This window comes from Streptomyces sp. NPDC025638, from assembly GCF_055558775.1.
The window spans coordinates 1-22,741 of record NZ_JBVHLX010000017.1 but is presented as its reverse complement, the minus strand read 5'-3'; the positions used below and the strand labels follow the sequence as shown (position 1 = coordinate 22,741).

General features: G+C 70.0%; 22 protein-coding genes and 1 rRNA gene. 5 read left to right on the top strand and 18 right to left on the bottom strand.

Going from position 1 to position 22,741, the window contains the following annotated elements; translation table 11 throughout:
* Positions 1-104 precede the first annotated feature (104 nt).
* On the top strand, positions 105-854 hold the full coding sequence (locus ACZ4EG_RS35650; protein WP_467793533.1) for a DUF4232 domain-containing protein: 750 nt from the start codon (positions 105-107) through the stop codon (positions 852-854).
* Positions 855-860: 6 nt separating this feature from the next.
* Here the strand turns inward: ACZ4EG_RS35650 and hemB are convergent, their stop codons facing one another.
* The 3 genes from hemB to ACZ4EG_RS35635 are packed head-to-tail and all read right to left on the bottom strand — an operon-like array spanning position 861 to position 4,265.
* Positions 861-1,853, bottom strand: a complete 993-nt coding sequence (hemB, locus tag ACZ4EG_RS35645) for a porphobilinogen synthase (RefSeq protein ID WP_467793532.1) — start codon at positions 1,851-1,853, stop codon at positions 861-863.
* A gap of 60 nt (positions 1,854-1,913) precedes the next feature.
* A complete protein-coding gene (locus ACZ4EG_RS35640; protein ID WP_467793531.1) occupies positions 1,914-3,278 on the bottom strand; it encodes an FAD-binding oxidoreductase in 1,365 nt (454 codons plus the stop codon).
* Positions 3,279-3,287: 9 nt separating this feature from the next.
* Positions 3,288-4,265: an antibiotic biosynthesis monooxygenase gene (locus tag ACZ4EG_RS35635; RefSeq protein ID WP_467793530.1), complete on the bottom strand. Its 978-nt coding sequence runs from the start codon at positions 4,263-4,265 to the stop codon at positions 3,288-3,290.
* A gap of 88 nt (positions 4,266-4,353) precedes the next feature.
* Here ACZ4EG_RS35635 and ACZ4EG_RS35630 point away from each other — a divergent pair, with 88 nt between their 5' ends.
* Complete coding sequence (locus ACZ4EG_RS35630; RefSeq protein WP_467793529.1) at positions 4,354-4,920, top strand: nucleoside deaminase; 567 nt, start codon at positions 4,354-4,356, stop codon at positions 4,918-4,920.
* Between the two features lie 343 nt (positions 4,921-5,263).
* Here the strand turns inward: ACZ4EG_RS35630 and ACZ4EG_RS35625 are convergent, their stop codons facing one another.
* From ACZ4EG_RS35625 to ACZ4EG_RS35605, 5 genes are all read right to left on the bottom strand, one after another.
* Positions 5,264-6,973: a bifunctional uroporphyrinogen-III C-methyltransferase/uroporphyrinogen-III synthase gene (locus ACZ4EG_RS35625; RefSeq protein WP_467793528.1), complete on the bottom strand. Its 1,710-nt coding sequence runs from the start codon at positions 6,971-6,973 to the stop codon at positions 5,264-5,266.
* Positions 6,970-7,929: a hydroxymethylbilane synthase gene (gene hemC / locus ACZ4EG_RS35620; protein ID WP_467793527.1), complete on the bottom strand. Its 960-nt coding sequence runs from the start codon at positions 7,927-7,929 to the stop codon at positions 6,970-6,972. Before hemC ends, ACZ4EG_RS35625 begins: the two co-directional genes overlap by 4 nt.
* Positions 7,926-9,683 (bottom strand): glutamyl-tRNA reductase, encoded by a 1,758-nt coding sequence (locus tag ACZ4EG_RS35615; protein WP_467793526.1) that lies wholly within the window; start codon positions 9,681-9,683, stop codon positions 7,926-7,928. Before ACZ4EG_RS35615 ends, hemC begins: the two co-directional genes overlap by 4 nt.
* Entirely contained in the window at positions 9,680-10,441 is a 762-nt protein-coding gene (locus ACZ4EG_RS35610) for a redox-sensing transcriptional repressor Rex (RefSeq protein WP_453559271.1), read from the bottom strand. The genes ACZ4EG_RS35615 and ACZ4EG_RS35610 overlap by 4 nt, the downstream gene beginning before the upstream one ends.
* A gap of 235 nt (positions 10,442-10,676) precedes the next feature.
* Complete coding sequence (locus ACZ4EG_RS35605; protein WP_453559268.1) at positions 10,677-10,952, bottom strand: glutaredoxin family protein; 276 nt, start codon at positions 10,950-10,952, stop codon at positions 10,677-10,679.
* A 103-nt stretch (positions 10,953-11,055) separates the two neighbouring features.
* Here ACZ4EG_RS35605 and ACZ4EG_RS35600 point away from each other — a divergent pair, with 103 nt between their 5' ends.
* The 3 genes from ACZ4EG_RS35600 (at position 11,056) to ACZ4EG_RS35590 (ending at position 14,565) form a co-directional block, all read left to right on the top strand.
* Positions 11,056-11,979: an HAD family hydrolase gene (locus tag ACZ4EG_RS35600; RefSeq protein WP_453559265.1), complete on the top strand. Its 924-nt coding sequence runs from the start codon at positions 11,056-11,058 to the stop codon at positions 11,977-11,979.
* Positions 11,980-12,302: 323 nt separating this feature from the next.
* Positions 12,303-13,082: an ECF subfamily RNA polymerase sigma factor, BldN family gene (locus ACZ4EG_RS35595; RefSeq protein ID WP_263211187.1), complete on the top strand. Its 780-nt coding sequence runs from the start codon at positions 12,303-12,305 to the stop codon at positions 13,080-13,082.
* A gap of 247 nt (positions 13,083-13,329) precedes the next feature.
* Positions 13,330-14,565, top strand: coding sequence for a DUF5667 domain-containing protein (locus ACZ4EG_RS35590; protein ID WP_467793525.1), 1,236 nt, complete (start codon positions 13,330-13,332; stop codon positions 14,563-14,565).
* A gap of 89 nt (positions 14,566-14,654) precedes the next feature.
* Here ACZ4EG_RS35590 and ACZ4EG_RS35585 read toward each other — a convergent pair whose 3' ends face one another.
* From ACZ4EG_RS35585 to rrf, 10 genes are all read right to left on the bottom strand, one after another.
* Positions 14,655-15,713 (bottom strand): lysophospholipid acyltransferase family protein, encoded by a 1,059-nt coding sequence (locus tag ACZ4EG_RS35585; RefSeq protein WP_453559259.1) that lies wholly within the window; start codon positions 15,711-15,713, stop codon positions 14,655-14,657.
* 14 nt (positions 15,714-15,727) lie between these two features.
* Complete coding sequence (locus ACZ4EG_RS35580; RefSeq protein WP_316758918.1) at positions 15,728-16,789, bottom strand: NAD-dependent epimerase/dehydratase family protein; 1,062 nt, start codon at positions 16,787-16,789, stop codon at positions 15,728-15,730.
* 196 nt (positions 16,790-16,985) lie between these two features.
* Positions 16,986-17,084: a 30S ribosomal protein bS22 gene (locus ACZ4EG_RS35575; RefSeq protein WP_003948845.1), complete on the bottom strand. Its 99-nt coding sequence runs from the start codon at positions 17,082-17,084 to the stop codon at positions 16,986-16,988.
* A gap of 111 nt (positions 17,085-17,195) precedes the next feature.
* A complete protein-coding gene (locus tag ACZ4EG_RS35570) occupies positions 17,196-17,408 on the bottom strand; it encodes a helix-turn-helix domain-containing protein (RefSeq protein ID WP_263216600.1) in 213 nt (70 codons plus the stop codon).
* A gap of 129 nt (positions 17,409-17,537) precedes the next feature.
* Complete coding sequence (locus ACZ4EG_RS35565) at positions 17,538-18,353, bottom strand: phosphatase (protein WP_453559256.1); 816 nt, start codon at positions 18,351-18,353, stop codon at positions 17,538-17,540.
* A gap of 326 nt (positions 18,354-18,679) precedes the next feature.
* Positions 18,680-19,852, bottom strand: coding sequence for an acetoin utilization protein AcuC (locus tag ACZ4EG_RS35560; RefSeq protein ID WP_453559253.1), 1,173 nt, complete (start codon positions 19,850-19,852; stop codon positions 18,680-18,682).
* A complete protein-coding gene (locus ACZ4EG_RS35555; protein WP_467793524.1) occupies positions 19,803-21,020 on the bottom strand; it encodes an MFS transporter in 1,218 nt (405 codons plus the stop codon). The genes ACZ4EG_RS35560 and ACZ4EG_RS35555 overlap by 50 nt, the downstream gene beginning before the upstream one ends.
* Before the next feature lie 81 nt (positions 21,021-21,101).
* Positions 21,102-21,839: a VC0807 family protein gene (locus ACZ4EG_RS35550; protein WP_467793523.1), complete on the bottom strand. Its 738-nt coding sequence runs from the start codon at positions 21,837-21,839 to the stop codon at positions 21,102-21,104.
* Between the two features lie 69 nt (positions 21,840-21,908).
* Positions 21,909-22,559, bottom strand: coding sequence for an HAD family hydrolase (locus ACZ4EG_RS35545; protein ID WP_467793522.1), 651 nt, complete (start codon positions 22,557-22,559; stop codon positions 21,909-21,911).
* Positions 22,560-22,650: 91 nt separating this feature from the next.
* Positions 22,651-22,741, bottom strand: a 5S ribosomal RNA gene (rrf, locus tag ACZ4EG_RS35540); the annotation flags it as partial.

The following is a 22,741-nucleotide window of genomic DNA, read 5'->3' as shown; positions in this document are numbered from 1 at the left end:
CAGCGTCCCTGATCGGCCGCCGGGTGTGGCAGGTGGGACGGATCGCCCCGCAGGCTCTGGTCATCCAAGCACGACACCACCCTCCGCTCGAAAGAGGACTTGCCATGCGTACCCGCCGTACCCCGCTGCTCGCCGTCACCGGAGCCACCCTCGCCGCCCTCGCCCTCACGGCGTGCAACGGCGGTGACGGGATCAAGGACGAAGGCGCGTCGCGGACCTCCACCACGGCGGCCACGACCGCGGGCGGCAAGGGCGCCGCGACACCCACCGCCGACACCACGAAGGGTTCGGGCTCCGCCTCGGGCTCCACTTCGGGCTCCGCGTCGGGCTCGTCCGGATCGGCCAAGGGGTCCTCGTCCTCGGGCTCGTCCGGGTCCGCCAAGGGCTCCTCGGGCGGCGGCTCCTCGGAACCGTGGGACCCGAAGAACCGCGTCCTGTGCAACGGCTCCAACACCAAGGTCACCGCGCAGCCGGTCCCCCGCCCGCTCAACCACATGCTCATCACGGTCAAGAACACCGGGTCGAAGTACTGCGACCTGACGTACTACCCGGTGCTCCGCTTCGACGAGATGCAGTGGGTGCCGCAGGCCGCCGAGGAGACCCACCCGCAGGCCGTGACGACCCTCGCGCCCGGCGAGTCCGGTTACGCGGGCGTCCTGCTGTCCGCCGCCGACGGCAGCGGGGAGGGCGGCACGACGGGGCACAAGCTGACCGTCGCCTTCCAGGGCAAGACGCCCAACAGCAGCGGCGGCGCGTCCGCGACCCCGTCGCTGCCGGCCAAGGGCGTGTACTACGACAGCTCGCTGAAGGTGACGTACTGGCAGCAGGACGCGGACGACGCCCTCAACTGGTGAGCCGCGTCAGAGCAGCCGCTGGGCGACCTCGGTGGCCCAGTAGGTGAGGATGTTCCGGGCGCCGGCCCGCTTGATGCCCGTCAGCGTCTCCAGGATGGCGCGGTCGCGGTCGACCCAGCCCTTCTCGGCGGCGGCCTCGATCATCGAGTACTCGCCGGAGATCTGGTACGCGGCGACGGGCACGTCGACGGCGTCCGCGACCCTCGCCAGGATGTCGAGGTAGGGTCCGGCGGGCTTCACCATCACCATGTCGGCCCCCTCCTCCAGGTCGAGGGCCAACTCCCGCAGGGACTCCCGCCAGTTGGCGGGGTCCTGCTGGTAGGTCTTGCGGTCGCCCTTGAGCGAGGAGGCGACGGCCTCGCGGAAGGGGCCGTAGAACGCGGAGGAGTACTTGGCGGTGTAGGCGAGGATGGCGACGTCCTCGCGGCCGATCTGGTCGAGCGCGTCGCGGACGACCCCGATCTGCCCGTCCATCATTCCGCTGGGCCCGACGACATGGGCACCGGCGTCGGCCTGCACCTGCGCCATCTCGGCGTACCGCTCCAGGGTGGCGTCGTTGTCCACGCGGCCGTGCTCGTCGAGCACCCCGCAGTGCCCGTGATCGGTGGTCTCGTCGAGGCACAGGTCGGACATGACCAGCAGGTCGTCCCCGACCTCGGCCCGCACATCGCGGATGGCGACCTGCAGAATCCCGTCCGGATCCGTCCCGGGAGTGCCGAAGGCGTCCTTCTTCCCCTCCTCGGGCACGCCGAAGAGCATGATCCCGGAGATCCCCGCCTCGACCGCCTCCGCGGCCGCCTTCTTCAGGCTGTCCCGCGTGTGCTGTACGACGCCGGGCATGGCGGCGATCGGCACCGGCTCACCGACTCCCTCGCGCACGAAGGCGGGGAGGATGAGGTCGGCGGGGTGCAGCCGGGTCTCGGCGACCATGCGACGCATCACGGGGGACGTCCGCAGTCGCCGGGGCCGCGAACCGGGGAAGGAGCCGTACTTCGTCATGCGCTCTACGCTACGCCTGGCTCAGGGGCCCCTTTGCCGACGCCCTGTCGGCCCCCGGTGTCACGGCGTGAGATAGGTGTGGAAGACATTCTCCGGGTCGTACGCGGCCTTCAGCGCCCGCAGCCGCTCCCAGCCGGCCGGGGTGTACGACCGCCGGGCCCGGGACGGATCGGCGGTGAGGTCGGCCTCGGCGATGTAGTGGCCGGTTCCGTACGGCTCGACGATCCGCATCGTGTCCCGCAGCCAGCGCACATTGTCGGCGTCCGCGGCCGGGTCGTCCCAGGTCGCGAAGGGGGCCAGATAGGTCTCGCCCAGGACCGGGAAGGCCATGTCGCGCGAGAGGGAGCGGTCCCGCGAGACCGGCCACAGGGGCGCCAGGACGAGCGACTGCTCGGAGGGGGCCGCGGCGACGGAGGCGGCAAGCGCGGGCAGCAGGGTCTCGTGCCCGGTGTCCGACCACAGGGTGTCCACGACATTGCGGTGGCCCCGGGGCCAGAAGCGGGACGACGTGTCGTAGAGGTCCTCGAAGGTCCTGGGCTCGTCCACCCTGCGGAACAGGGCGCGGTCGGCCAGGGGGCAGTCCCGCAGCGGCTCCAGGCAGGCGACGGCCTCCTCATGCGTGCGGGCGAAGGCGGTGCCGGTGAAGCCGATCACCTTGGGCCTCGGCGTCGCCGTCGCGTAGTCCGGGGAGGCGGTCGCGAGCATGAAGGACGCCTCGACGTTGGGCGGCAGCCGCTTGGCCGCCGTGGTGGCCCAGCGGGTCACCGGTTCGACGTCGGCCAGGGGGAATGCGTAGGTGGTCTCGGCGACCGCCGTCGGCAGGTCGTACAGCGCCAGATGGAAGCGGGTGGCGACGGCGAAGAAGCCGGGGCCCGCGCCACGGGCGGCCCAGAAGAGGTCGGGGTGCTCGTCCTTGCTGCAGGTGAGAGTGGAGCCGTCCGCCGTGACCACCTCGACCGCCCGCACGCTTGCGGCGGCCGGCCCGAGGACGCCCGCGTTCCAGCCGAGGCCACCGCTGAGCAGATAGCCACCGAGGGCGACGGGTCCGCAGTGCCCGGCCGGGAAGGCGAGGCCGTGCGGGGCGAGCGCGGCGACGAACTCGCGCCCGGTGAGCGCCGGCTGCACGGTGGCGGTGCACGAAGCCGGGTCTATCTCGCATGCGTTGAGCGCGGAGAGGTCGATGAGCATGCCGCCGTCACGCAGCGGTGAGCCGCACCAGCTGTGTCCTTGGGAGCGCAGGGCGATCCGGTGCCCCTCGGCGCGGGCCAGCCGGACGGCGGCCGGGACGTCGCGCTCGGTGGCGGCCCGGACGATCAGATCGGGAAAGCGCTGCGGCTTGAGCTCATTCCACAGCATGGCCGACCAGGTGCTGTTGTAGGCGGCGTCGCCCCGTCGGACGATGTGTCCCTCGAACTCTTCACTCATGCCGGCTCCTCAGCCGCTTGTGAGCCCGAAAATCAGGATGCACAGCGCCCAGCCCAGCATCACGAGGGCCGCCCCCGCCACATGGGTGCGCACGGAACGCGCCCGCTGGGGCACCAGCCAGAAGGCGAAGATGCGGTTCACCAGGGGCATCATGAACCAGGTCAGGATGGAGACGCTCAGCACGTTCGAGATGAACAGGCTGAGGTAGCCGGGCACTCGGAGGTCGGTCAGCACACGACCGACCGTCAGGTTCAGGACCATCACGGTGGGATAGAGCCCCAGCACCACGGACATGGCCTGTTTCCAGTTGGGCGGGACCGCGTTGTCCTCGCCCGCGCCGAAGCGGAACCAGCCGCTGAAGGCCGACCCCACCTTGTGCACGTCGTAGCCGGAGAAGTAGCGCTCGCCCTCTTCCAGGAGCCTTTGGCGGGTGTCCGACGCGAGCCATTCGTCGAGGTGTTGACGGGTGTCGAAGCGGAAGACGACGACCCAGTTGTCCTGGATTCCCTCAACGGGCCTGAACAGTTCGTTGCCCATGAAACCCGGGTACTTCGCCTGGGCCTTGAAGGCCTTGGCCTGCCACCGTGCGAAGTCCTCCTCGCGGCCGGGGCGCACATGATGGGAGATGACCGCCGTGACGGCCTCCTCCTTGGCCTGCGGTGGCGTACCGCCGGCCAGGACTTCCTGTGTCGGCGTCCCGTCGAACAGCGGGCGGGCCTCGGCCAGCAGTTCCCGGCGCTCGCTGGAGTCCAGCCATGCGGTCAGCTGGTCGAGACGGGAGAAACGGAAGACCACCACCCAGGCGCGCTCGTCACCGGCGCCCGGGGGATACATTTCCGTCCCCTCGAATCCGTCAAATGCGCGCACGGCCCGGTTGGTCCGCTCCTGCCAGCGCTGATAGTCGTCTTCGCAGCCTTCCCGCACCTTTTGGGAGGTCACAACGGTCGCACCGTCTCCGGCCGGGGCATGGATTGCACGTGAACCCATACGGAGTAGTGTAGTTCAAAGGGTAGTTATCGAACAAACGGGGAAAGGCAGGGCATTTTTTCTCGGCAGTGCTGAGTGGAGGTCCGACATGGGTCACAAAGAGTTCCTGGCCGAAGCGGTACGGCTGGCCACAGAATCCGTCGTGAGGGGCTGGGGCGGGCCGTTCGGCGCCGTGCTCACCCGGGACGGCGAAATCGTGGCCACGGGACAGAACCGTGTACTGCTCACCGGCGATCCCACCGCGCACGCCGAAATGGAGAGCATCCGCAAGGCCATACAGCGCCTGAACCCCGCGGCGCCGTCGATATCGCCGGAACACCAGAACGAGAGCACACTCGAATACGTTCCGCGCCCCGAAGGCTCCCCCGACCCGGTGCCGGAGCGGGCCAGGATGCTCCAGGGCTGCTCGATCTACATCAGCGGCGCGCCCTGCCCGATGTGCATGAGCGCCATCTACTGGTCGCGGATCGACGACGTCTACTACAGCTGCGATCTGACGGCCACTCGGGAAATCGGCTTCGACGACTCGTTCCAGTACGAGGACTTCCGGCGCCCCCTCGACCAGCGCCGCATCCACGTCGAACAGATCCTCCCCGAACTCGGCGCCGAGGCCTACGAAGCCTGGACCCACAAGGCCGACCGACACGCCTACTGACGCACAGAGAGCGCCCCGCCATGGACCGACACCGCCGCGCCCCGGCCGACGCTCACTCGCCCTCCTCCTACCCGCACCAATGACGAACGCCCCCGCCTCCCGCAGGAGACGGGCGCAAGCACGTCACACCGGGCGCGGAGCCGCTACGTCGTCGACCGACGCCGCCACCCCCGGCCGCGCAACGGGATCCCCCGCCCCGAGCGCCGCAGGCCGGCGGCGCAGGCCGAAGTCGGCCGGTCCCTCCGCGAACTCGACGCCCACCCGCTACCCGCACCAATCGCGAACGCCCCCGCCTCCCGCAGGAGAGGGGGGCGTTGCACTTCAGCGCACGCGCGGGATCCGGCTAAGTCGTCGACCGACGCCGCCGCGCCCCCGGCCGGCGCTCGCTCGGCCGTGTGACGGGGTCGCCGGCCTCCAGGGCCGCGGCCCTGCGCCTCAGGCCGAAGTCGGCCAGGGCCTCCGCCAGCTTGTGGACGGACGGCTCGGGAGCCATGACGTCGACGCGCAGGCCGTGCTCCTCCGCCGTCTTCGCCGTCGCCGGGCCGATGCACGCGATCACCGTCACGTTGTGCGGCTTGCCAGCGATGCCGACCAGGTTCCGGACCGTCGACGACGAGGTGAACAGGACCGCGTCGAAGCCACCGCCCTTGATCGCCTCCCGCGTCTCCGCCGGCGGCGGTGACGCCCGCACGGTGCGGTACGCCGTGACGTCGTCGACCTCCCAGCCCAGCTCGATCAGCCCGGCGACAAGGGTCTCCGTGGCGATGTCCGCCCGGGGCAGGAACACCCGGTCGATGGGGTCGAAGACGGGGTCGTACGGCGGCCAGTCCTCCAGCAGGCCCGCCGCGGACTGCTCGCCGCTCGGCATCAGGTCCGGCTTCACGCCGAAGGCGATCAGCGCCTTCGCCGTCTGCTCGCCGACCGCGGCCACCTTGATGCCCGCGAAGGCGCGCGCGTCGAGGCCGTACTCCTCGAACTTCTCCCGGACCGCCTTCACGGCATTGACCGAGGTGAAGGCGATCCACTCGTAACGGCCGGTCACCAGGCCCTTCACCGCGCGCTCCATCTGCTGGGGCGTCCGCGGCGGCTCGACGGCGATCGTCGGCACCTCGTGCGGCACGGCCCCGTACGACCGCAGCTGGTCGGAGAGCGACGCCGCCTGCTCCTTCGTACGCGGTACGAGCACCCTCCAGCCGAACAGCGGCTTGGACTCGAACCACGACAACTGGTCGCGCTGGGCGGCCGCGAAGCGCTCACCGACCACGGCTATCACCGGCCGGCCGCCCTCCGGGGACGGCAGCACCTTCGCCTGCTTCAGGGTCTGCGCGATCGTGCCGAGCGTGGCGGTCCAGGTGCGCTGACGCGTCGTAGTACCCGCGACGGTGACCGTCAACGGAGTGTCCGGCTTGCGGCCGGCGGCCACCAACTCGCCCGCGGCCGCCGCCACGGAGTCCAGCGTCGTCGAGACGACGACCGTGCCGTCCGACGCGCCCACCTCCGTCCAGCACCGGTCCGACGCCGTACGGGCGTCCACGAACCGGACGTCCGCGCCCTGCGCGTCCCGCAGCGGCACACCGGCGTACGCGGGCACACCGACCGCGGCCGCGACACCGGGGACCACCTCGAAGGGCACCCCGGCGCCGGCGCACGCCAGCATCTCCTCGGCGGCGTACGCGTCGAGCCCGGGGTCCCCGGACACCGCACGCACGACCCGCCTGCCGCCCCGCGCGGCCTCCATGACAAGATGAGCCGCATCCCGCACCGACGGGACCCCAGCGGTTGTTGACGCGCCGTCAACAACCGCCAGTTGAGGCGTGCCCTTGCCCGGATACGTATCCAAAGAGGAATCCGTGTCCGTCGGCACGACGGAGACACCCTGTCGGGCGTGCGTCCGGATGACGTCGAGCACGTCGTGCTCGGCGATCAGGACGTCCGCGTTCGACAGTGCCTCCACGGCGCGCAGAGTCAGCAGTCCCGGATCCCCGGGTCCGGCACCGAGGAAGGTGACGTGCCCGTGTTCCGGACCGGCGGCGGGAAGGGTGGTGGGGCTCAATGTGCTCGCTCCCCCATCAGACCGGCCGCGCCCTGGGCAAGCATCTCGGTGGCGAGTTCGCGACCGAGCGCCACTGCCTGCTCGTACGTCTCGGGCACGGGACCGGTGGTGGACAGCTGCACCGTGCGGGAGCCGTCGGTCGTACCGACGACAGCGCGCAGGCGCATTTCCTTGACAATCTGCCCGTCGGCCAGCAAGTCGGCCAGCGCGCCCACGGGGGCGCTGCAGCCGGCCTCCAGGGCGGCGAGCAGTGACCGCTCGGCGGTCACGGCGGCCCGCGTGAACGGGTCGTCGAGCCTGCCGAGCGCCGCGATCAGGTCCGCGTTGTCCGCGGCACACTCGATCGCCAGGGCCCCCTGGCCGGGGGCGGGCAAAACCGTGTCGACCGACAGGAAGTCGGTCACCTCCTCGATCCGGCCCATGCGGCTGAGGCCGGCCGCGGCCAGCACGACCGCGTCCAGCTCGCCGTCCCGGACGAATCCGATGCGGGTGTCGACGTTGCCCCGGATCGGGACCGTCTCTATGTCCAGCCCATGGCTGCGCGCGTACGCGTTCAGCATCGCCATGCGGCGCGGCGAACCCGTGCCGATGCGGGCGCCCCGCGGGAGGTCGGTGAACTTCAGCGCGTCCCGGGCGACGATCACGTCACGCGGGTCCTCGCGCTCGGGAACGGCGGCCAGCACCAGCTCGGCGGGCTGCCCGGTCGGGAGGTCCTTCAGCGAGTGAACCGCGAAGTCGACCTCACCGCGCAGCAGCGCGTCACGCAGCGCTGTGACGAACACACCCGTGCCGCCGATCTGCGCGAGGTGCTCACGGGACCGGTCGCCGTACGTGGTGATCTCGACGAGCTCGACGGGCCGTCCGGTCACCTGGCGTACGGCGTCCGCCACCTGCCCCGACTGGGCCATGGCGAGTTTGCTTCGCCTGGTCCCCAGTCTCAGTGCCTTGGTACTCATGCTGGCCCTCGGTTCTTGGCCTGGTTCTCGGTGCTGTCCTCGGCGCGGGAGACGGAGGCCACCGTCTCGGGGTCGAGGTCGAACAGGGTGCGCAGCGCGTCCGCGTACCCGGCGCCGCCGGGCTCGGCCGCGAGCTGCTTGACCCGTACGGTCGGCGCGTGCAGCAGCTTGTCGACGACTCGGTGCACGGCCTGCCGGATCTCGCCGCGCTGGCGTTCGTCCAGGTCGGGGAGGCGTCCGTCGAGCCGGGCGATCTCGCCCGCGACGACATCGGCGGCCATGGTGCGCAGCGCGATCACCGTGGGCGTGATGTGCGCGGCCCGCTGGGCCGCCCCGAAGGCCGCCACCTCGTCGGAGACGATACGCCGGACCTCGTCCACGTCGGCCGCCATCGGCGCGTCCGCCGCCGCCTCGGCCAGCGACTCGATGTCCACCAGCCGCACCCCGGCCAGCCGGTGCACGGCCGCGTCGATGTCGCGGGGCATGGCGAGGTCGAGGAGGAAGAGCGCGGGGGCCGGGCGCGGTATCTCGGCCACCGGTTCGGGCCTGCGGCGCTCGGGGATGCGGCCGACCAGCGCCACGGCGGCGGCCAGGGCGGCGATCGCCTCGGCGTCCTCGGCCGGGTCGAGCGCGATGACGGCACCTGGCGCGGCGGATGTACGCCGGTCGCGGCCGGGGGCGTCCGGGGCGCCGTTGTCCACCCAGGCCGCGTGCTGCTCCAGCTCGGCGGCGGCCATTCCGGCGACGGCGGCCTCGCCGAGCACGGAGAAGCCGGCGGTGCCCTGTACGGCGGGGAGGTCGAGGGGGCAGTTCTCCTCGGTGCCGACGCTGGTGGGCGGCAGCGGAGCCGTTCGTACGTCCGTCTGCACCGCCGTACGGGAACCGTCCTCGGCCCCGGCGGCGGGCTCGCCGGTACGGCCCGTGACGGCCTGCGCGACCGCGTCCGCCGTGAGTACCAGGCCCGTCGCTCCCGTGCAGGACACGGCGACGTCGGCACGTGTCAGCTCGAACGGCACCGATTCCATCGGTACCGCGCGGGCTGTCACGTCCGTCTCGGCGCTCTCGGTGAGAAGCTGCGCGAGGCGCTCGGCGCGCTCCAGGGTGCGGTTGGCGACGACGACCTCGGCGATCCCGGCGCGCGCAAGCGTCGCGGCGGCCAGCGAGGACATCGAGCCGGCGCCGATGACCAGGGCCTTCTTGCCCTTGGCCCAGGTCTGCACCTCGGTGCCCGCGGCCAGCTGCTCCATGCCGAAGGTGACCAGGGACTGGCCCGCGCGGTCGATGCCGGTCTCGGAGTGGGCGCGCTTGCCGACCCGCAGGGACTGCTGGAACAGGTCGTTCAGCAGCCGGCCGGCGGAGTGCAGCTCCTGCGCCTTGGCCAGGGAGTCCTTGATCTGGCCGAGGATCTGCCCCTCGCCGACGACCATCGAGTCCAGTCCGCAGGCCACCGAGAAGAAGTGGTGGACGGCCCGGTCCTCGTAGTGCACGTAGAGGTAGGGGGTGAGCTCCTCCAGGCCGACGCCGCTGTGCAGGGCGAGCAGCGTGGACAGCTCGGCGACACCGGCGTGGAACTTGTCCACGTCGGCGTACAGCTCGATGCGGTTGCAGGTGGCGAGCACCGCGGCCTCGGTGGCCGGTTCGGCGGCGACCGTGTCCTGGAGCAGCTTGACCTGGGCGTCCGTGGAGAGCGCGGCGCGTTCCAGCACGCTGACCGGAGCGCTGCGGTGGCTCAGTCCGACGACGAGGAGACTCATGCCGGCATCACGGCGGGTACGTCCCCGTCGGGCCCCTGGTCGGCGGAGTCCTTGCGGTCTGCGACGGCTGGGGCCCCGCCGTCGGGGGTGGCCTCCTCGCCGGCCTTGCGCTGCTCGTGGAAGGCGAGGATCTGCAGCTCGATGGAGAGGTCGACCTTGCGCACGTCGACGCCGTCCGGGACGGTCAGCACGGTCGGCGCGAAGTTGAGGATGGAGGTGACGCCGGCGGCCACGAGCCGTTCGCAGACCTGCTGGGCGGCGCCGGCCGGGGTGGCGATGACGCCGATGGAGACCCCGTTGTCCTTGATGATCTTCTCAAGCTCGTCGGTGTGCTGGACCGGGATGCCGGCGACGGGCTTGCCCGCCATGGCCGGGTCGGCGTCGATGAGCGCGGCGACCCTGAAGCCACGGGAGGCGAAGCCGCCGTAGTTGGCGAGGGCGGCGCCGAGGTTACCGATACCGACGATGACAACCGGCCAGTCCTGGGTCAGGCCCAGTTCGCGGGAGATCTGGTAGACGAGATACTCGACGTCGTAGCCGACACCGCGCGTTCCGTAGGAGCCCAGGTAGGAGAAGTCCTTGCGCAGCTTGGCGGAGTTGACCCCCGCCGCGGCCGCAAGCTCCTCGGAGGAGACCGTGGGTACCGAGCGCTCGGACAGTGCCGTCAGGGCTCGGAGGTACAGCGGAAGCCTGGCGACGGTGGCCTCGGGAATCCCTCGGCTGCGGGTCGCCGGTCGGTGTGTTCGGCCAGTTGCCACGGTGCTCCTGCGGGTAGAGCGGGGCTGCGGGCGGTCACACGTACCCAGACCGCCCCGTCGACAGCAGGCTATGTCTTTGTGAACGCGTGCACAAAGATGGTGTCCGATTTGCCCGGCCAACGTGACCGGGGTCACGCGCTTCTCTCCTGGGGGCAAAACCGCACACTTCCTCGTCAATCCCGCCCCCAAGACCAAGTCGCCGTCGATCCTAAGCGACCATCCGTGGAACTTTGAACTAGTCGGTCAGTGCTTTGCGCAACCGTTCTTCGTTCACACGCCAGAACGTGTGCTGTTCACCGTCGACCAGGACGACCGGAATCTGCTCCCAGTACTGGTCGTGCAGTTGCGGATCCTGAGTGATGTCCTTCTGTTCCCAGGCCACACCGAGATCACCGCACACCTTCTCCACCACGAGTTGTGCGTCATCACACAGATGACAGCCGGGCTTGCGGACGAGAGTGACGAGCCGGTCCTGCCGGGCCGGTGCCTTACGGCGGAAGAGGGGACTCATGTCGGCCATTGTCCCGCCTCTTTAACGGCATGGTCGCGGAGAGTTCACGGGGTTCAAACCTCCGGACTCCGGAACCACCGAACAAACTGGCTATGCTCACGCCATGGCCGCTCTCGGATGGCTCACTCCCCGTAGGCGCTCCGCCACGGCGCGGAGCGTGTTGGCAGGCGAGGCCTCGGCGGAGGCAGCGCGCAAGTCCTCGCAGGACGCCGCCGGTGTTCCCGACGAGGAAGAGCCCGACTTCCCGGTGCTCGGCGACGACAAGGCCGCCGCGTTCTTCGACCTGGACAACACCGTGATGCAGGGTGCCGCGCTGTTCCACTTCGGCCGGGGCCTGTACAAGCGGAAGTTCTTCGAGACCCGCGACCTGGCGAAGTTCGCCTGGCAGCAGGCGTGGTTCAGGCTGGCCGGGGTCGAGGACCCCGAGCACATGCAGGACGCCCGCGACTCCGCGCTGTCGATCGTGCAGGGGCACCGCGTCGCCGAGCTCCAGTCGATCGGCGAGGAGATCTACGACGAGTACATGGCCGAGCGCATCTGGCCGGGCACCCGGGCGCTGGCCCAGGCCCACCTGGACGCGGGCCAGCGGGTGTGGCTGGTCACCGCGGCTCCCGTGGAGATCGCCGGGGTCATCGCCGGGCGCCTCGGCCTGACCGGCGCCCTGGGCACGGTCGCCGAGTCCGTCGACGGTGTGTACACGGGCAAGCTGGTCGGCGAGCCGCTGCACGGCCCCGCGAAGGCGGAGGCGGTCCGCGCACTGGCCTTCGCGGAGGGCCTGGACCTCTCCCGCTGCGCCGCCTACAGCGACTCCCACAACGACATCCCGATGCTCTCGCTCGTGGGCCACCCGTACGCGATCAACCCGGACACCAAGCTGCGCAGACACGCCCGTGAGAAGGACTGGCGGCTGCGCGACTACCGCACCGGCCGCAAGGCGGCGAAGGTCGGCATCCCCGCGGCGGCGGGGGTCGGAGCGGTCGCCGGCGGCACCGCGGCCGCGATCGCCCTGCACCGACGCCGTCGGTAGACGCTTTCGGTCACCACTTCTGTCACCACCACAAACCCCCCGGTCGGCCGCACTCAGGTGCCGGATTATGCCGTCCGGCGTCTCAACACGCCCTCGCTCCGTAGGAACTCGCACTATTCCGATCAACAAGCGTTCACTCTATGGCACTTGAAGTGGCGTCAAACGGTTACCGAAGCGACGCAATCGATGATTTGAGCAACTGGGTGTAGCAGCGCCTGCACGAAGCGTTATTCTCCTGGGACGCACACCGGTACCTCTCCGTCGCTACGACGGGTGAACGGTTCCGCACTGCACGTGATGGAAGCTCTGCCTCTGGGAGTCCCGTGTACCCACACGTCGGGGTTGACGCCTCGGGCCTGGCTACGCTGCGCGCAACGGTCGCGACGGCCCAGCAGCTGTTGCGCGGCTACGTCCCCACCGCGTCCGCCGTCCCCGCCTTCGCCACCGCCGCGCCCGTGGGCCCGTGCTACGCACTGGCCGACGGCGGCGCCGCGGTCGGCAGACGTGGCCGCTCGGCCGGTGCGGCCACCGCCCGCCGACCGGCCGCGGACAGCGACAGCGCGCGGATGATGGACCTCGTCGAGCGCGCGCAGTCCGGCGAGGCCGAGGCCTTCGGCCGCCTGTACGACCAGTACAGCGACACGGTGTACCGCTACATCTACTACCGCGTCGGCGGCAAGGCGACCGCCGAGGACCTCACGAGTGAGACGTTCCTGCGCGCCCTGCGCCGCATCGGCACCTTCACCTGGCAGGGCCGCGACTTCGGGGCCTGGCTGGTCACCATCGCCCGCAACCTGGTCGCCGACCACTTCAAGTCGAGCCGTTTCCGCCTCGAAGTGACGACCGGTGAGATGCTCGACGCCAACGAGGTCGAGCGCTCCCCGGAGGACTCGGTCCTGGAGTCACTCTCGAACGCCGCTCTGCTCGACGCCGTACGGCGGCTCAACCCGCAGCAGCAGGAGTGCGTGACGCTGCGCTTCCTCCAGGGCCTCTCCGTCGCGGAGACGGCCCGGGTGATGGGCAAGAACGAGGGCGCCATCAAGACCCTCCAGTACCGGGCCGTGCGCACCCTCGCCCGGCTCCTGCCCGACGACGCACGCTGACTCGCACCGCCGCCCGGACACGGTAGGCAACGACCAACTCACGTTCCGTGACGACCTGTTGTCTTTCTGATCCATTCATCTGTCGTCCGTAACCCAAGTGCCGCGCCAGTCGTTGTGCGGGATACAGGCTCCCTGTGGTCACGTCCGGGCCGACCCTGATCACCAGATCGTGTGGAAGTGCTCGGGGGCGTGCAACCCTCAGGACCCCCTGGGGAGTCGACCGTCATGACGAGAGGAGGTGCCGCCAGTGATCGCGAACGTATCGGCGCACCGGCGGGCGAACGCCTTCGCCCAGGCCCTGGAGGAGCAGTCCGACCGGGACACGGCGGCCACGCAGTCCGAGAGTCCGGGAGCATCGCCACCGCTCCCCGCGACTGCGGAACGGACCGAGCAGGGCGAGCTGTTGGCCCTCGCGGCCGGTCTGGGCGCGCTGCCCAGACCGGAGCTCGACCCGGAGGTCAAGGTCGTCCAACGGGCCCAGCTCGTGGCCGCGATGGAGGCCATGCTGCGGGAGGGCACCGTGGGCGGGGCGGCGGATCCTTCGGTGCCCGAGCAGCGTTCCCACCGGGCCAAGGGCGCCCATCGGGCCGGCCCGATGGGGAAGTTGCGACCGCGTTCACGGCTGACCAAGGGCCTCGCGGCCGGCGGACTCAGCGTCGGGGTGGCCGCCGGGGCCTTCGGCGGAGTGGCCGCCGCGAGTTCCGACGCGCTGCCCGGTGACTCGCTCTACGGCCTCAAGCGCGGCATCGAGGACTTCAAGCTCAACTACCTGAGCGACGGGGAGGACGAGCGCGGCCAGACGTATCTCGACCAGGCCTCGACGAGGCTGAGCGAGGCCAGACGGCTGATGGAGCGCGGGCGCAGCGGCCAGCTGGACCACGAGTCCATCGGCGAGATCCGCCACACGCTGTCCGGTATGCAGCACGACGTCTCGGAGGGCCACCGCCTGCTGCACGCGGCCTACGAGCGCGACCCGGACTCCCTGGGCCCCATCCAGGCCCTCTCCGCCTTCTCGCGGTCCCACCGTGAGGCCTGGGGCGCGCTCCGCGACAAGCTGCCCGTCCAGCTCGGGGACGTCAGTGACCAGGTCTCGTCGGTGTTCGACGCCATAGACGAAGAGGTCGCGCCGCTCCAGTCCCTGCTCCCGCAGACGCCCTCGCAGACCGCGGACGGCAAGCGGCAGGGCACCGGCTCGGCGTCCCCCGGTTCCTCCGGCACACACCGGTCGACCACGCCCTCCACGGGCAGCTCCGCCTCCGGCCGGAGCTCAAGCACGGGCAGCCCCAGCGGCTCGGCGTCCGGCAGCGAGAGCGACGGCCTGCTCGGCGGCACCACGGGCGGCCTGTTCGACCCGCCGAAGAGCAGCGGCAGCGCCTCCCCGTCCACCAGCAAGACCCCGACCGCACAGCCGGACGTCACCTTGCCACCCCTCCTCCCGGGCCTCCTCCCGGGCCTGGGAATCGACAGCAACGACGCCAACTAGCCCACGGACCAACCCGACGGGGGCGCCCCTCCAGGAAGGGGCGCCCCCGTCGCCGTACACCGACCGAGACAACGAAGCAGAAGAAAGAATCAGAAGAAAACGGACCGCCGCTGCACCAACAGCTTGTAAAGCGTGTGCTGGATCTGTTCCCGTACCTGGTCCGTCAGGTTGAACATCAGCATCGGGTCCTCCGCCGCCTCCGGCGGATAACCGTCCGTCGGAATCGGCTCACCGAACTGGATCGTCCACTTCGTGGGAAGAGGGATCGCCCCGAGCGGGCCCAGCCACGGGAAGGTGGGAGTGAGCGGGAAGTACGGGAAGCCGAGGAGCCGTGCGAGCGTCTTCGCGTTGCCGATCATCGGGTAGATCTCCTCCGCCCCGACGATCGAGCACGGAATGATCGGCGTGCCCTTGCGCAGCGCCGTGGAGACGAAGCCGCCCCGGCCGAACCGCTGGAGCTTGTAGCGCTCGCCGAAGGGCTTCCCGATGCCTTTGAAGCCCTCCGGCATCACCCCGACCAGCTCACCCTGGCCCAGCAGCCGCTCGGCGTCCTCCGTGCACGCCAGGGTGTGCCCCAGCTTGCGCGCCAGCTCGTTCACCACCGGCAGCACGAAGACCAGGTCCGCCGCGAGCAGCCGCAGATGCCGGCCCGCCGGATGGTGGTCGTGCACGGCGACCTGCATCATCAGGCCGTCCAGCGGCAGCGTCCCGGAGTGGTTGGCCACGATCAGCGCGCCGCCCTCGGCCGGGATGTTCTCGATGCCCTTCACCTCGACCCGGAAGTACTTCTCGTACACCGGCCGCAGCAGGGACATCAGGACCTGGTCGGTGAGCTCCTCGTCGTAGCCGAAGTCGTCGACGTCGTAGTTCCCCGTGAGCCGCCGCCGCAGAAAGGCAAGGCCGCTCGCCACGCGCTGTTCCAGACCGCCGTCCTGCGTCCGCTTCGGCTCGGGCGGCAGCTCTTCCTCACGGGTCACGGGAACATCATCCTGCGCGGGCGCCCTGCTGGGCAGGGGCTGTACCTCACGGACCAGTGCGGACTCGCCGCCCTTGCGCCGGTTCCCCGCGCTCCGGCGCCGCGGCGGCCGCTGTACGGCGCTCCCGCGGGTCCGGTCGTCGTCGAACGGAATGACCTTGGCATCCGCCATCGTTGATGCGCTCCTCAGTTGGCGCTCTGCGTCGGAGGGTGGCCGCTGTCCCGCAGGGACAGCGCGGCGATCCGGTCGACGGCTCGCGCGAGGTCCTCCGGCGGCAGCAGGCCCGGGCCCTGGCTGCGGACGAAGTCCGCGAACGTCTCCGCGGTCGTGTACTTCGGCTTGAATCCCAGCGTCTCGCGCATCTGATCCGTTGCCACGACCCGGCCGTGGGTCAGCAACCGGATCTGCTCGGGCGAGAAGTCCGTCATGCCCAGCGTGCGGACCAGGGACCCGGCCCAGGTGACCGCGGGCAGCAGCAGCGGCACCGTGGGGCGCCCCAGGCGCCTGGAGCACTGCGAGAGCAGCAGGACGCCGTCGCCGGCGATATTGAACGTGCCGCTGTTGAGCGTGCCCCGCTCCGGCTCGTGCGAGGCGATCCGCAGCACCTCGATCACATCGTCCTCGTGCACGAACTGCAGCCGCGGGTCGTAGCCGAACACGGTCGGCAGCACGGGCAGCGCGAAGTACGAGGCGAGCGGCGTGTCCGCGGTCGGCCCGAGGATGTTCGCGAACCGCAGCACGCACACGGCGACATCGGGCCGCCGCCGGGCGAACCCGCGCACATACCCCTCGACCTCCACCGTGTCCTTCGCGAAGCCTCCGCTGGGCAGCGACTTGGCCGGGGTGGTCTCGGTGAAGACGGCCGGATCCCGCGGCGCGGACCCGTAGACGTTCGTACTGGACTTCACCACCAGCCGCTTCACGGTCGGGGACTTCTGACAGGCCCCGAGCAGCTGCATGGTGCCGATGACGTTGGTCTCCTTGACCGTCGTACGGCTCCCGCTGCCCAGCGCTGTGCCCGTCACGTCCATATGCACGACGGTATCCGCGGACGTCTCGGCCAGCACTCGCGCGATGGTGGGCTGGCGGATGTCGGCCTGGATGAAGTCCGCCCCGCCCAGATGATGCTCGGGTGGCACCGCGTCCACGGCGACCACCCGGTCCACCTGTGGGTCACGCTGGATCCGTCGTACGAACCGGCCCCCCAGCTGACGGGCCACTCCGGTCACGAGCACGACCTTCCCCAAGATCAGCGCCTTCCTTCCGCCCTCGGCGTTGTGCCGCTCCTGCCGCGTTCCCCGTGCTCGCCAACTTAGCGGGTCGGTGTTGCGCTGTGATGACCTCCCGATGCACGAAGTGACGAGATTCGCCCGGTCCGCATATGACGGCGGCCCCCCACCAGCAACGGTGAGGGGCCACGCGAACACGCTTTCGCGGCGTCGCTTACTTCTTGTTACGACGCTGAACGCGCGTGCGCTTGAGCAGCTTGCGGTGCTTCTTCTTGGCCATCCGCTTGCGCCGCTTCTTGATAACAGAGCCCACGACTACCCTCGCTCACTTCTCATCACTCGGTGTTTGGGCGCCATGGGCCCATACGACCTACGAGGGGCCAGCCTACCCGTCCGAGCGCTGAGGTCGTAATCGAGGGGTTCGTCAGGCTGTCTCCACCCCCACATAGCTCTCGCGGAGGTACTCGTGTACCGCTTGCTCCGGGACACGGAACGACCGCCCGACCCGGATCGCGGGCAGATGACCGCTGTGCACCAACCGGTACACGGTCATCTTCGACACTCGCATCACCGAGGCAACCTCCGCCACGGTAAGGAACTGAACCTCGTTCAGAGGCCTCTCGCCACCTGCAGCCATGACACACCTGAACCTTCCGCACTCGACGGCCACCGGCTTCCCCTTCCGGTGACTCTTCGTCGTTGCGTGCTCACTCCCCAATGTAGGGGCGGGTGATGCGAGTGGGGAAGAGGTGCACCCATCGGCGGCCTACTGTGACAGACACGCTCGATTGAGTACGTAGCGGGTAAGCGGGCGGTAGTAATCAGACCGCACAGCGTCATCAACCGGAACGACGACGGACACGACCCCCTCCGCCTCCCCCACAAAGAGCGCAGGGTCATCCGTATCCGCCAGACCCATGGCTTCAAACCCCAACTGACCTGCTCCGCAGACCCAGCCATGATCGCCGATCACCAGCTCGGGCAGCGGCCCGCCGCCCTCCGCCGCCGCGGCCAGCACGGTACGAACCGGGAGCGGTGAATGCGTGTGTGCGCCGGGCTCACAACCGGGGCGTTCGGTGCCGGCCGCCCGGGCCAGCGCGACACCTCGTACGTAATCAAGGTTGTGCGTACGTAGACCGAACCGGGTCGTTATGTCGACACAGCGACCCTGCGCGGGGGTGAGGACCTCACATCCCGCCGCCGACAAAGCGTCTGCCAAGTCGGCGTAGAAACCGAGCAGCCGATGCGGGTGCCCGGTACCGAACAGCACCGGCGCCCCACGCCGGGCGACCTCGGCGAGCCGCTCCGCGAAGGCATCCAGCGCGGCCAGGGTCAGCTCCGGGTCGATCACATCATGCCCGGATGTATGCGCAGGGTCGGCCGAAACGCCACACCTTTCCGCCATGAGCCCGATCAAATCCCGCATCCCCCAGCCCCGTTCGGGATCGATACCGATCATCACCCGAGGATCACGAGCGGCGAAGAGCCGATAGCTCCGCAGACTCTCCTCCCGCGTAGTAGCCACACTCCCGGCAAGCCGAGCACCGAGAAGATGCGCCCGAACGACTCCACTGCTCAACACGGGAGCGATGGTGACGGACGGGGGGCGGGGGACGGGGCGGGATCGGGGGAAGACCGCACGGTTGGCGTAACGGTTCACTTTTCGGAGAGGGGCAGCAGAACCAGCCCGTCCGGCGCTTGAGGACGAGGCCGTCCAGGCCGAAGCGGGGGGTCTGGGGGCGCAGCCCCCGGGCCGGGAAGCGGGGGGTCTGGGGGCGCAGCCCCCGGGCCGGGAAGCGGGGGGTCTGGGGGCGCAGCCCCCGGGCGGGGTCGAAGGGGCGGCAGCCCCTGGGGATGGGACGGGTAGGGGCGGCGGGGGCGAGAAAACCCACCCGCACCACCCACCCCCTACGCCAGCATCCCCCGCAACGGAAACACCGCCCGCCGCGTAGCCAACACGGCCTGATCCAAGCGATCAGCGGGGTCGTACCCCAACCCCCAGTCCGCCCAGGACACAGGCCACCGCCCATCCGTCATCCGCGCCGGCGCCAACTGCCGCGTACGAGCGAACACTTCCTGCCGCCACCCATCGGGAATCACCGTCTCGGGCGCGATCTCCCGGCCACCCGCGATCCCCACCAGATGCGTCCACGACCGCGGCACGACCTCCACCACCGCGTATCCACCCCCACCCAGCGCGATCCACTTCCCGTCCGCGTACTCGTGCGCCAGGTCATGACACGCCACCTGCACCGCCCGCTGCGCATCCAGCGAAACGGCCAGATGAGCAAGCGGATCCTCGAAGTGCGTATCCGCCCCGTGCTGCGTCACCAGCACCTGCGGACGAAAGTCCGCCAGCAGCTCGGGCACCACGGCGTGAAACGCCCGCACCCACCCCGTATCCCCGGTCCCCGCCGGCAACGCCACGTTCACGGCAGACCCCTCCGCCGCCTCCGCCCCGGTCTCCTCCGGCCACCCGGTCTGCGGGAACAACGTACGAGGATGCTCATGCAGCGAGATCGTCAGAACCCGCGGATCCTCCCAGAACGCCGCCTGCACACCATCCCCGTGATGCACGTCGACGTCCACATAGGCCACCCGTTCGGCCCCGAGCTCCAGCAACCGCGCGATCGCCAGCGCGGCGTCGTTGTAGACGCAGAACCCCGACGCACTGCCCGGCATCGCATGGTGCAGCCCGCCCGCGAAGTTCACCGCGTGCAGCGCGTCCCCCCGCCACACCGCCTCCGCGGCCCCCACCGACTGCCCGGCGATCAGCGCGGACACCTCGTGCATCCCGGCGAAGGCAGGATCGTCCATCGTTCCGAGCCCGTACGCCCCGTTCGCCGACCCCGGATCCGCCGACGCGGCCTTGACCGCCTCGATGTAGTCCTCCCGGTGGACGAGCCGCAGCGTCGACTCCCCCGCCGGCTTGGCCGAGACGACCTCCAGTTCCCGGTCGAGCCCGAAGGCACCCACCAGTTTCCGGGTCAGCTCCAGCCGGACCGGATCCATCGGATGGTCCGGACCGAAGTCATAGCCCGTTACTGCCTCGTCCCACATCAGCTGTGCGCGGCCGCTCATGCCCGCCACCGTATCGGTCAGGTTGAGCGGCGAACGACCGGGCGTAGGCCAGTGTCACCAGCACCAACACCATCGGCACGAGCATGGCCCCGCGGTAGCTCCAGGCATCCCCCAGCGCCCCCACCAAGGGCGAACCGACCAGGAAACCGACGTAGTTGAAGATGTTGAGCCGCGCGATGGCGGCGTCCGACGCCCCCGGGAACAGCCTCCCCGCCGCCGCGAAGGTCTGCGGCACGAGCACACACAGCCCCAGCCCCAGCAGGGTGAATCCGAGCATCCCGACCCAGGCACCCGGCGCCACGGACACCACGGCGAACCCGAGCGCCGCCACCAGCGCGCCCACCCGTACGACCGCCACGGCCCCGAACCGCCGTACCCCGAAGTCCCCGATGGCCCGCCCCAGCAGCGTGGTCACCATGTACACGTTGTACGGAACCGTCGCCAACTGCTCCGAGCTGCCCAGCACGTCCTGCAGATACTTCGCACTCCAGTTGGAGACGGTCGAGTCCCCGATGTAGGCGAAGGTCATCACCAGACACAGCGGCAGGAGCAGCTTGAAGACAACACCCCCGCCCGCTGCCACCCGCTGCGCCTCCTCGACGGGCTCCGCATCCCCGTCGACGTACCACCGGCTCCCCAGGAACGCTGCGGGCAGCAGCACCGCCACCACCGGCAGATACGACACCCACAGCGCCAGATGCCAGTGCGCCCCGACCCAGGCCAGCGAGGCCCCCACGATCCCGCCCAGGCTGTACACGGCGTGGAAGCTGAGCATGATGCTCCGCCCGTACGTCCGCTGCAGACTCACCCCGAGCATGTTCATCGAGGCGTCCAGCGCACCGACGGCGAGCCCGAAGGCCGCCAGGGCCAGCGCCAGCTCGGCCATCTGCCCGCCCGCGCCGACCCCGAGCAGCGCCAGCAGCACCACCGGCTGGGACCAGCGCAGCAGCCTGCTGGGCCGTATTCGCTTCACCAGCTGCTCGGTCGTCACGCTGCCGACCCCGGCGAGGATCGGCACGGCGGCCAGGAAGACGGGCAGCAGCGCGTCGGAAACGCCGTACCGGTCCTGAATGGCCGGAATGCGCGTCACGAGCAGCGCAAAGGTGGCGCCTTGAGCGAAGAAGCTGAACGCCAACGAGGCCCTACCGCGCCGCAGCACATCTGTCATGGCGGCGAGCGTAGGGCCCCGGGGTACCCGTGGGTAGATCCAGCCAAAGATGAATTTCCCTCAGCTTTACCGAACGGAGGCTCAGGCGGCGACAGCAACCTCGGGCGTCCCGACCTCGCCGACCTCGGCCGCCCCGCCTTCGACCGCTCCGGCCTCGGCCTCGGCCGCCTCGGCCTCGGCGGCCAGCATCCCCTCCATCGGCCCGGCGGCCAGGCCGCCACTGACGACGAAGCCGATCGCCATCGCGACGATCATGATGACCGTGCCGAGCCACACCATGGTGTCCACGGGGACGGTGTACGCACCCACGACCCGCACGACGCACTCGGCGAGCAGCACCACACCCCAGACGACGGAGAACGCCCGCTCCTTGCGGAGGAAGTCCGCGGACCCGGCCGCGCTCCCGGACATCAGCCGCTGCCAGGCGGCCTCCTTGGCCGAGTCCCCCTTCACCAGGAAGGGCTTCATGCCGGCGGTCATCATCGGCTTCCCGAGCGCGACGGAGACCAGGATCCCGATGGCGATCGTGCTGCTGATCCCGCTGTCCTTGGCGAGCATCAGCCGCGGGTCACCGGAGACGAAGCTCAGCAGCAGGGAGACCACGTTCACGACGAGGATGAGCCCGGCCAAGCCGTTGGTCTTCCGCTCCTGGACCAGGCCCCACACGGTCCGCACCGCCGGCACCACACTGCTCCAGGCGAGCGCCGCGAAGGTGCTCACCCCGAGGCCGTCCTTGAACAGGTAGTACGAACCGAGAGGCACCGCCACGTCCACGATCAGCGGGGCGAAGGGGTTCTTCTTGCTCGTCTTCGTCGTCATGCCCTCAGCTTCGCGGAGGGGACGGGTACTCCAGTAGAAACGATCGTCCAGGGCTCGGCATGACATTTGTCAGACCAGCAGGGCAGCCAACTCTCCCATGTCCGAGAAAAGTTGACCGGCGCCCGAGAGCTTCGCCGCGGGGGTCATCGCGGTGAACCCATAGACGTCCATCCCGGCCGCCACCGCCGCCTGTACGCCCAGCGGGCTGTCCTCCACGACCACACACCGCTCAGGTGCGACCCCCATCCGCTCGGCCGCGTACAGGAACAGATCGGGCGCCGGCTTGCCCCGCCCCACATCCTGCGAACTGAAAATCCTCGACTCCTCGAACCACCGGTCGAGCCCGGTCGTCCGATGCCCCACCCGGATCCGCTCATGACTCCCGGAGGAGGCCACGCAGTACGGCACCCCGTCCACCGCCAGCTTCTCCAGCACGTCGGCAACGCCGGCCACCGGCTTCAACTCCCGCTCGAACGCGGCGAACACCCTGCGATGGAAGACATCGTCGAAGTCGTCCGGCAACCGACGCCCCGCCCGCTCCTGGATGAGCTCATGGATCCGGTGCATCGCGGATCCCATGTAGTCGCGGATGGAGTCCTCGTACGAGGTCGGATGCCCGAGCTCGGTGAGATGGGCGGCCAGAATCCGGTTGGAGATCGGCTCACTGTCGACGAGGACGCCGTCGTTGTCGAAGATGACGAGTTCATAGCGATAGCGCATGCCTTCGAGCCTAAACGCACCTGAACACCCCGAACGCCCCTGAATGCAGAAAACCCCCGCACCGGAAGGTGCGGGGGTTTTCCCAAGAATTGTTCGGCGGTGTCCTACTCTCCCACAGGGTCCCCCCTGCAGTACCATCGGCGCTGTGAGGCTTAGCTTCCGGGTTCGGAATGTAACCGGGC

Coding starts and splice junctions, on each gene's coding strand:
- ACZ4EG_RS35570 (WP_263216600.1), bottom strand. CDS start 17,408: ATGGCTGCAGGTGGCGAGAGGCCTCTGAACGAGGTTCAGTTCCTTACC.
- ACZ4EG_RS35585 (WP_453559259.1), bottom strand. CDS start 15,713: ATGGCGGATGCCAAGGTCATTCCGTTCGACGACGACCGGACCCGCGGG.
- hemB (WP_467793532.1), bottom strand. CDS start 1,853: ATGACGAAGTACGGCTCCTTCCCCGGTTCGCGGCCCCGGCGACTGCGG.
- ACZ4EG_RS35545 (WP_467793522.1), bottom strand. CDS start 22,559: ATGCGCTATCGCTATGAACTCGTCATCTTCGACAACGACGGCGTCCTC.
- ACZ4EG_RS35600 (WP_453559265.1), top strand. CDS start 11,056: ATGGCCGCTCTCGGATGGCTCACTCCCCGTAGGCGCTCCGCCACGGCG.
- ACZ4EG_RS35605 (WP_453559268.1), bottom strand. CDS start 10,952: ATGAGTCCCCTCTTCCGCCGTAAGGCACCGGCCCGGCAGGACCGGCTC.
- hemC (WP_467793527.1), bottom strand. CDS start 7,929: ATGAGTACCAAGGCACTGAGACTGGGGACCAGGCGAAGCAAACTCGCC.
- ACZ4EG_RS35635 (WP_467793530.1), bottom strand. CDS start 4,265: ATGGGTTCACGTGCAATCCATGCCCCGGCCGGAGACGGTGCGACCGTT.
- ACZ4EG_RS35615 (WP_467793526.1), bottom strand. CDS start 9,683: ATGAGTCTCCTCGTCGTCGGACTGAGCCACCGCAGCGCTCCGGTCAGC.
- ACZ4EG_RS35555 (WP_467793524.1), bottom strand. CDS start 21,020: ATGACAGATGTGCTGCGGCGCGGTAGGGCCTCGTTGGCGTTCAGCTTC.
- ACZ4EG_RS35650 (WP_467793533.1), top strand. CDS start 105: ATGCGTACCCGCCGTACCCCGCTGCTCGCCGTCACCGGAGCCACCCTC.
- ACZ4EG_RS35630 (WP_467793529.1), top strand. CDS start 4,354: ATGGGTCACAAAGAGTTCCTGGCCGAAGCGGTACGGCTGGCCACAGAA.
- ACZ4EG_RS35560 (WP_453559253.1), bottom strand. CDS start 19,852: ATGAGCGGCCGCGCACAGCTGATGTGGGACGAGGCAGTAACGGGCTAT.
- ACZ4EG_RS35550 (WP_467793523.1), bottom strand. CDS start 21,839: ATGACGACGAAGACGAGCAAGAAGAACCCCTTCGCCCCGCTGATCGTG.
- ACZ4EG_RS35640 (WP_467793531.1), bottom strand. CDS start 3,278: ATGAGTGAAGAGTTCGAGGGACACATCGTCCGACGGGGCGACGCCGCC.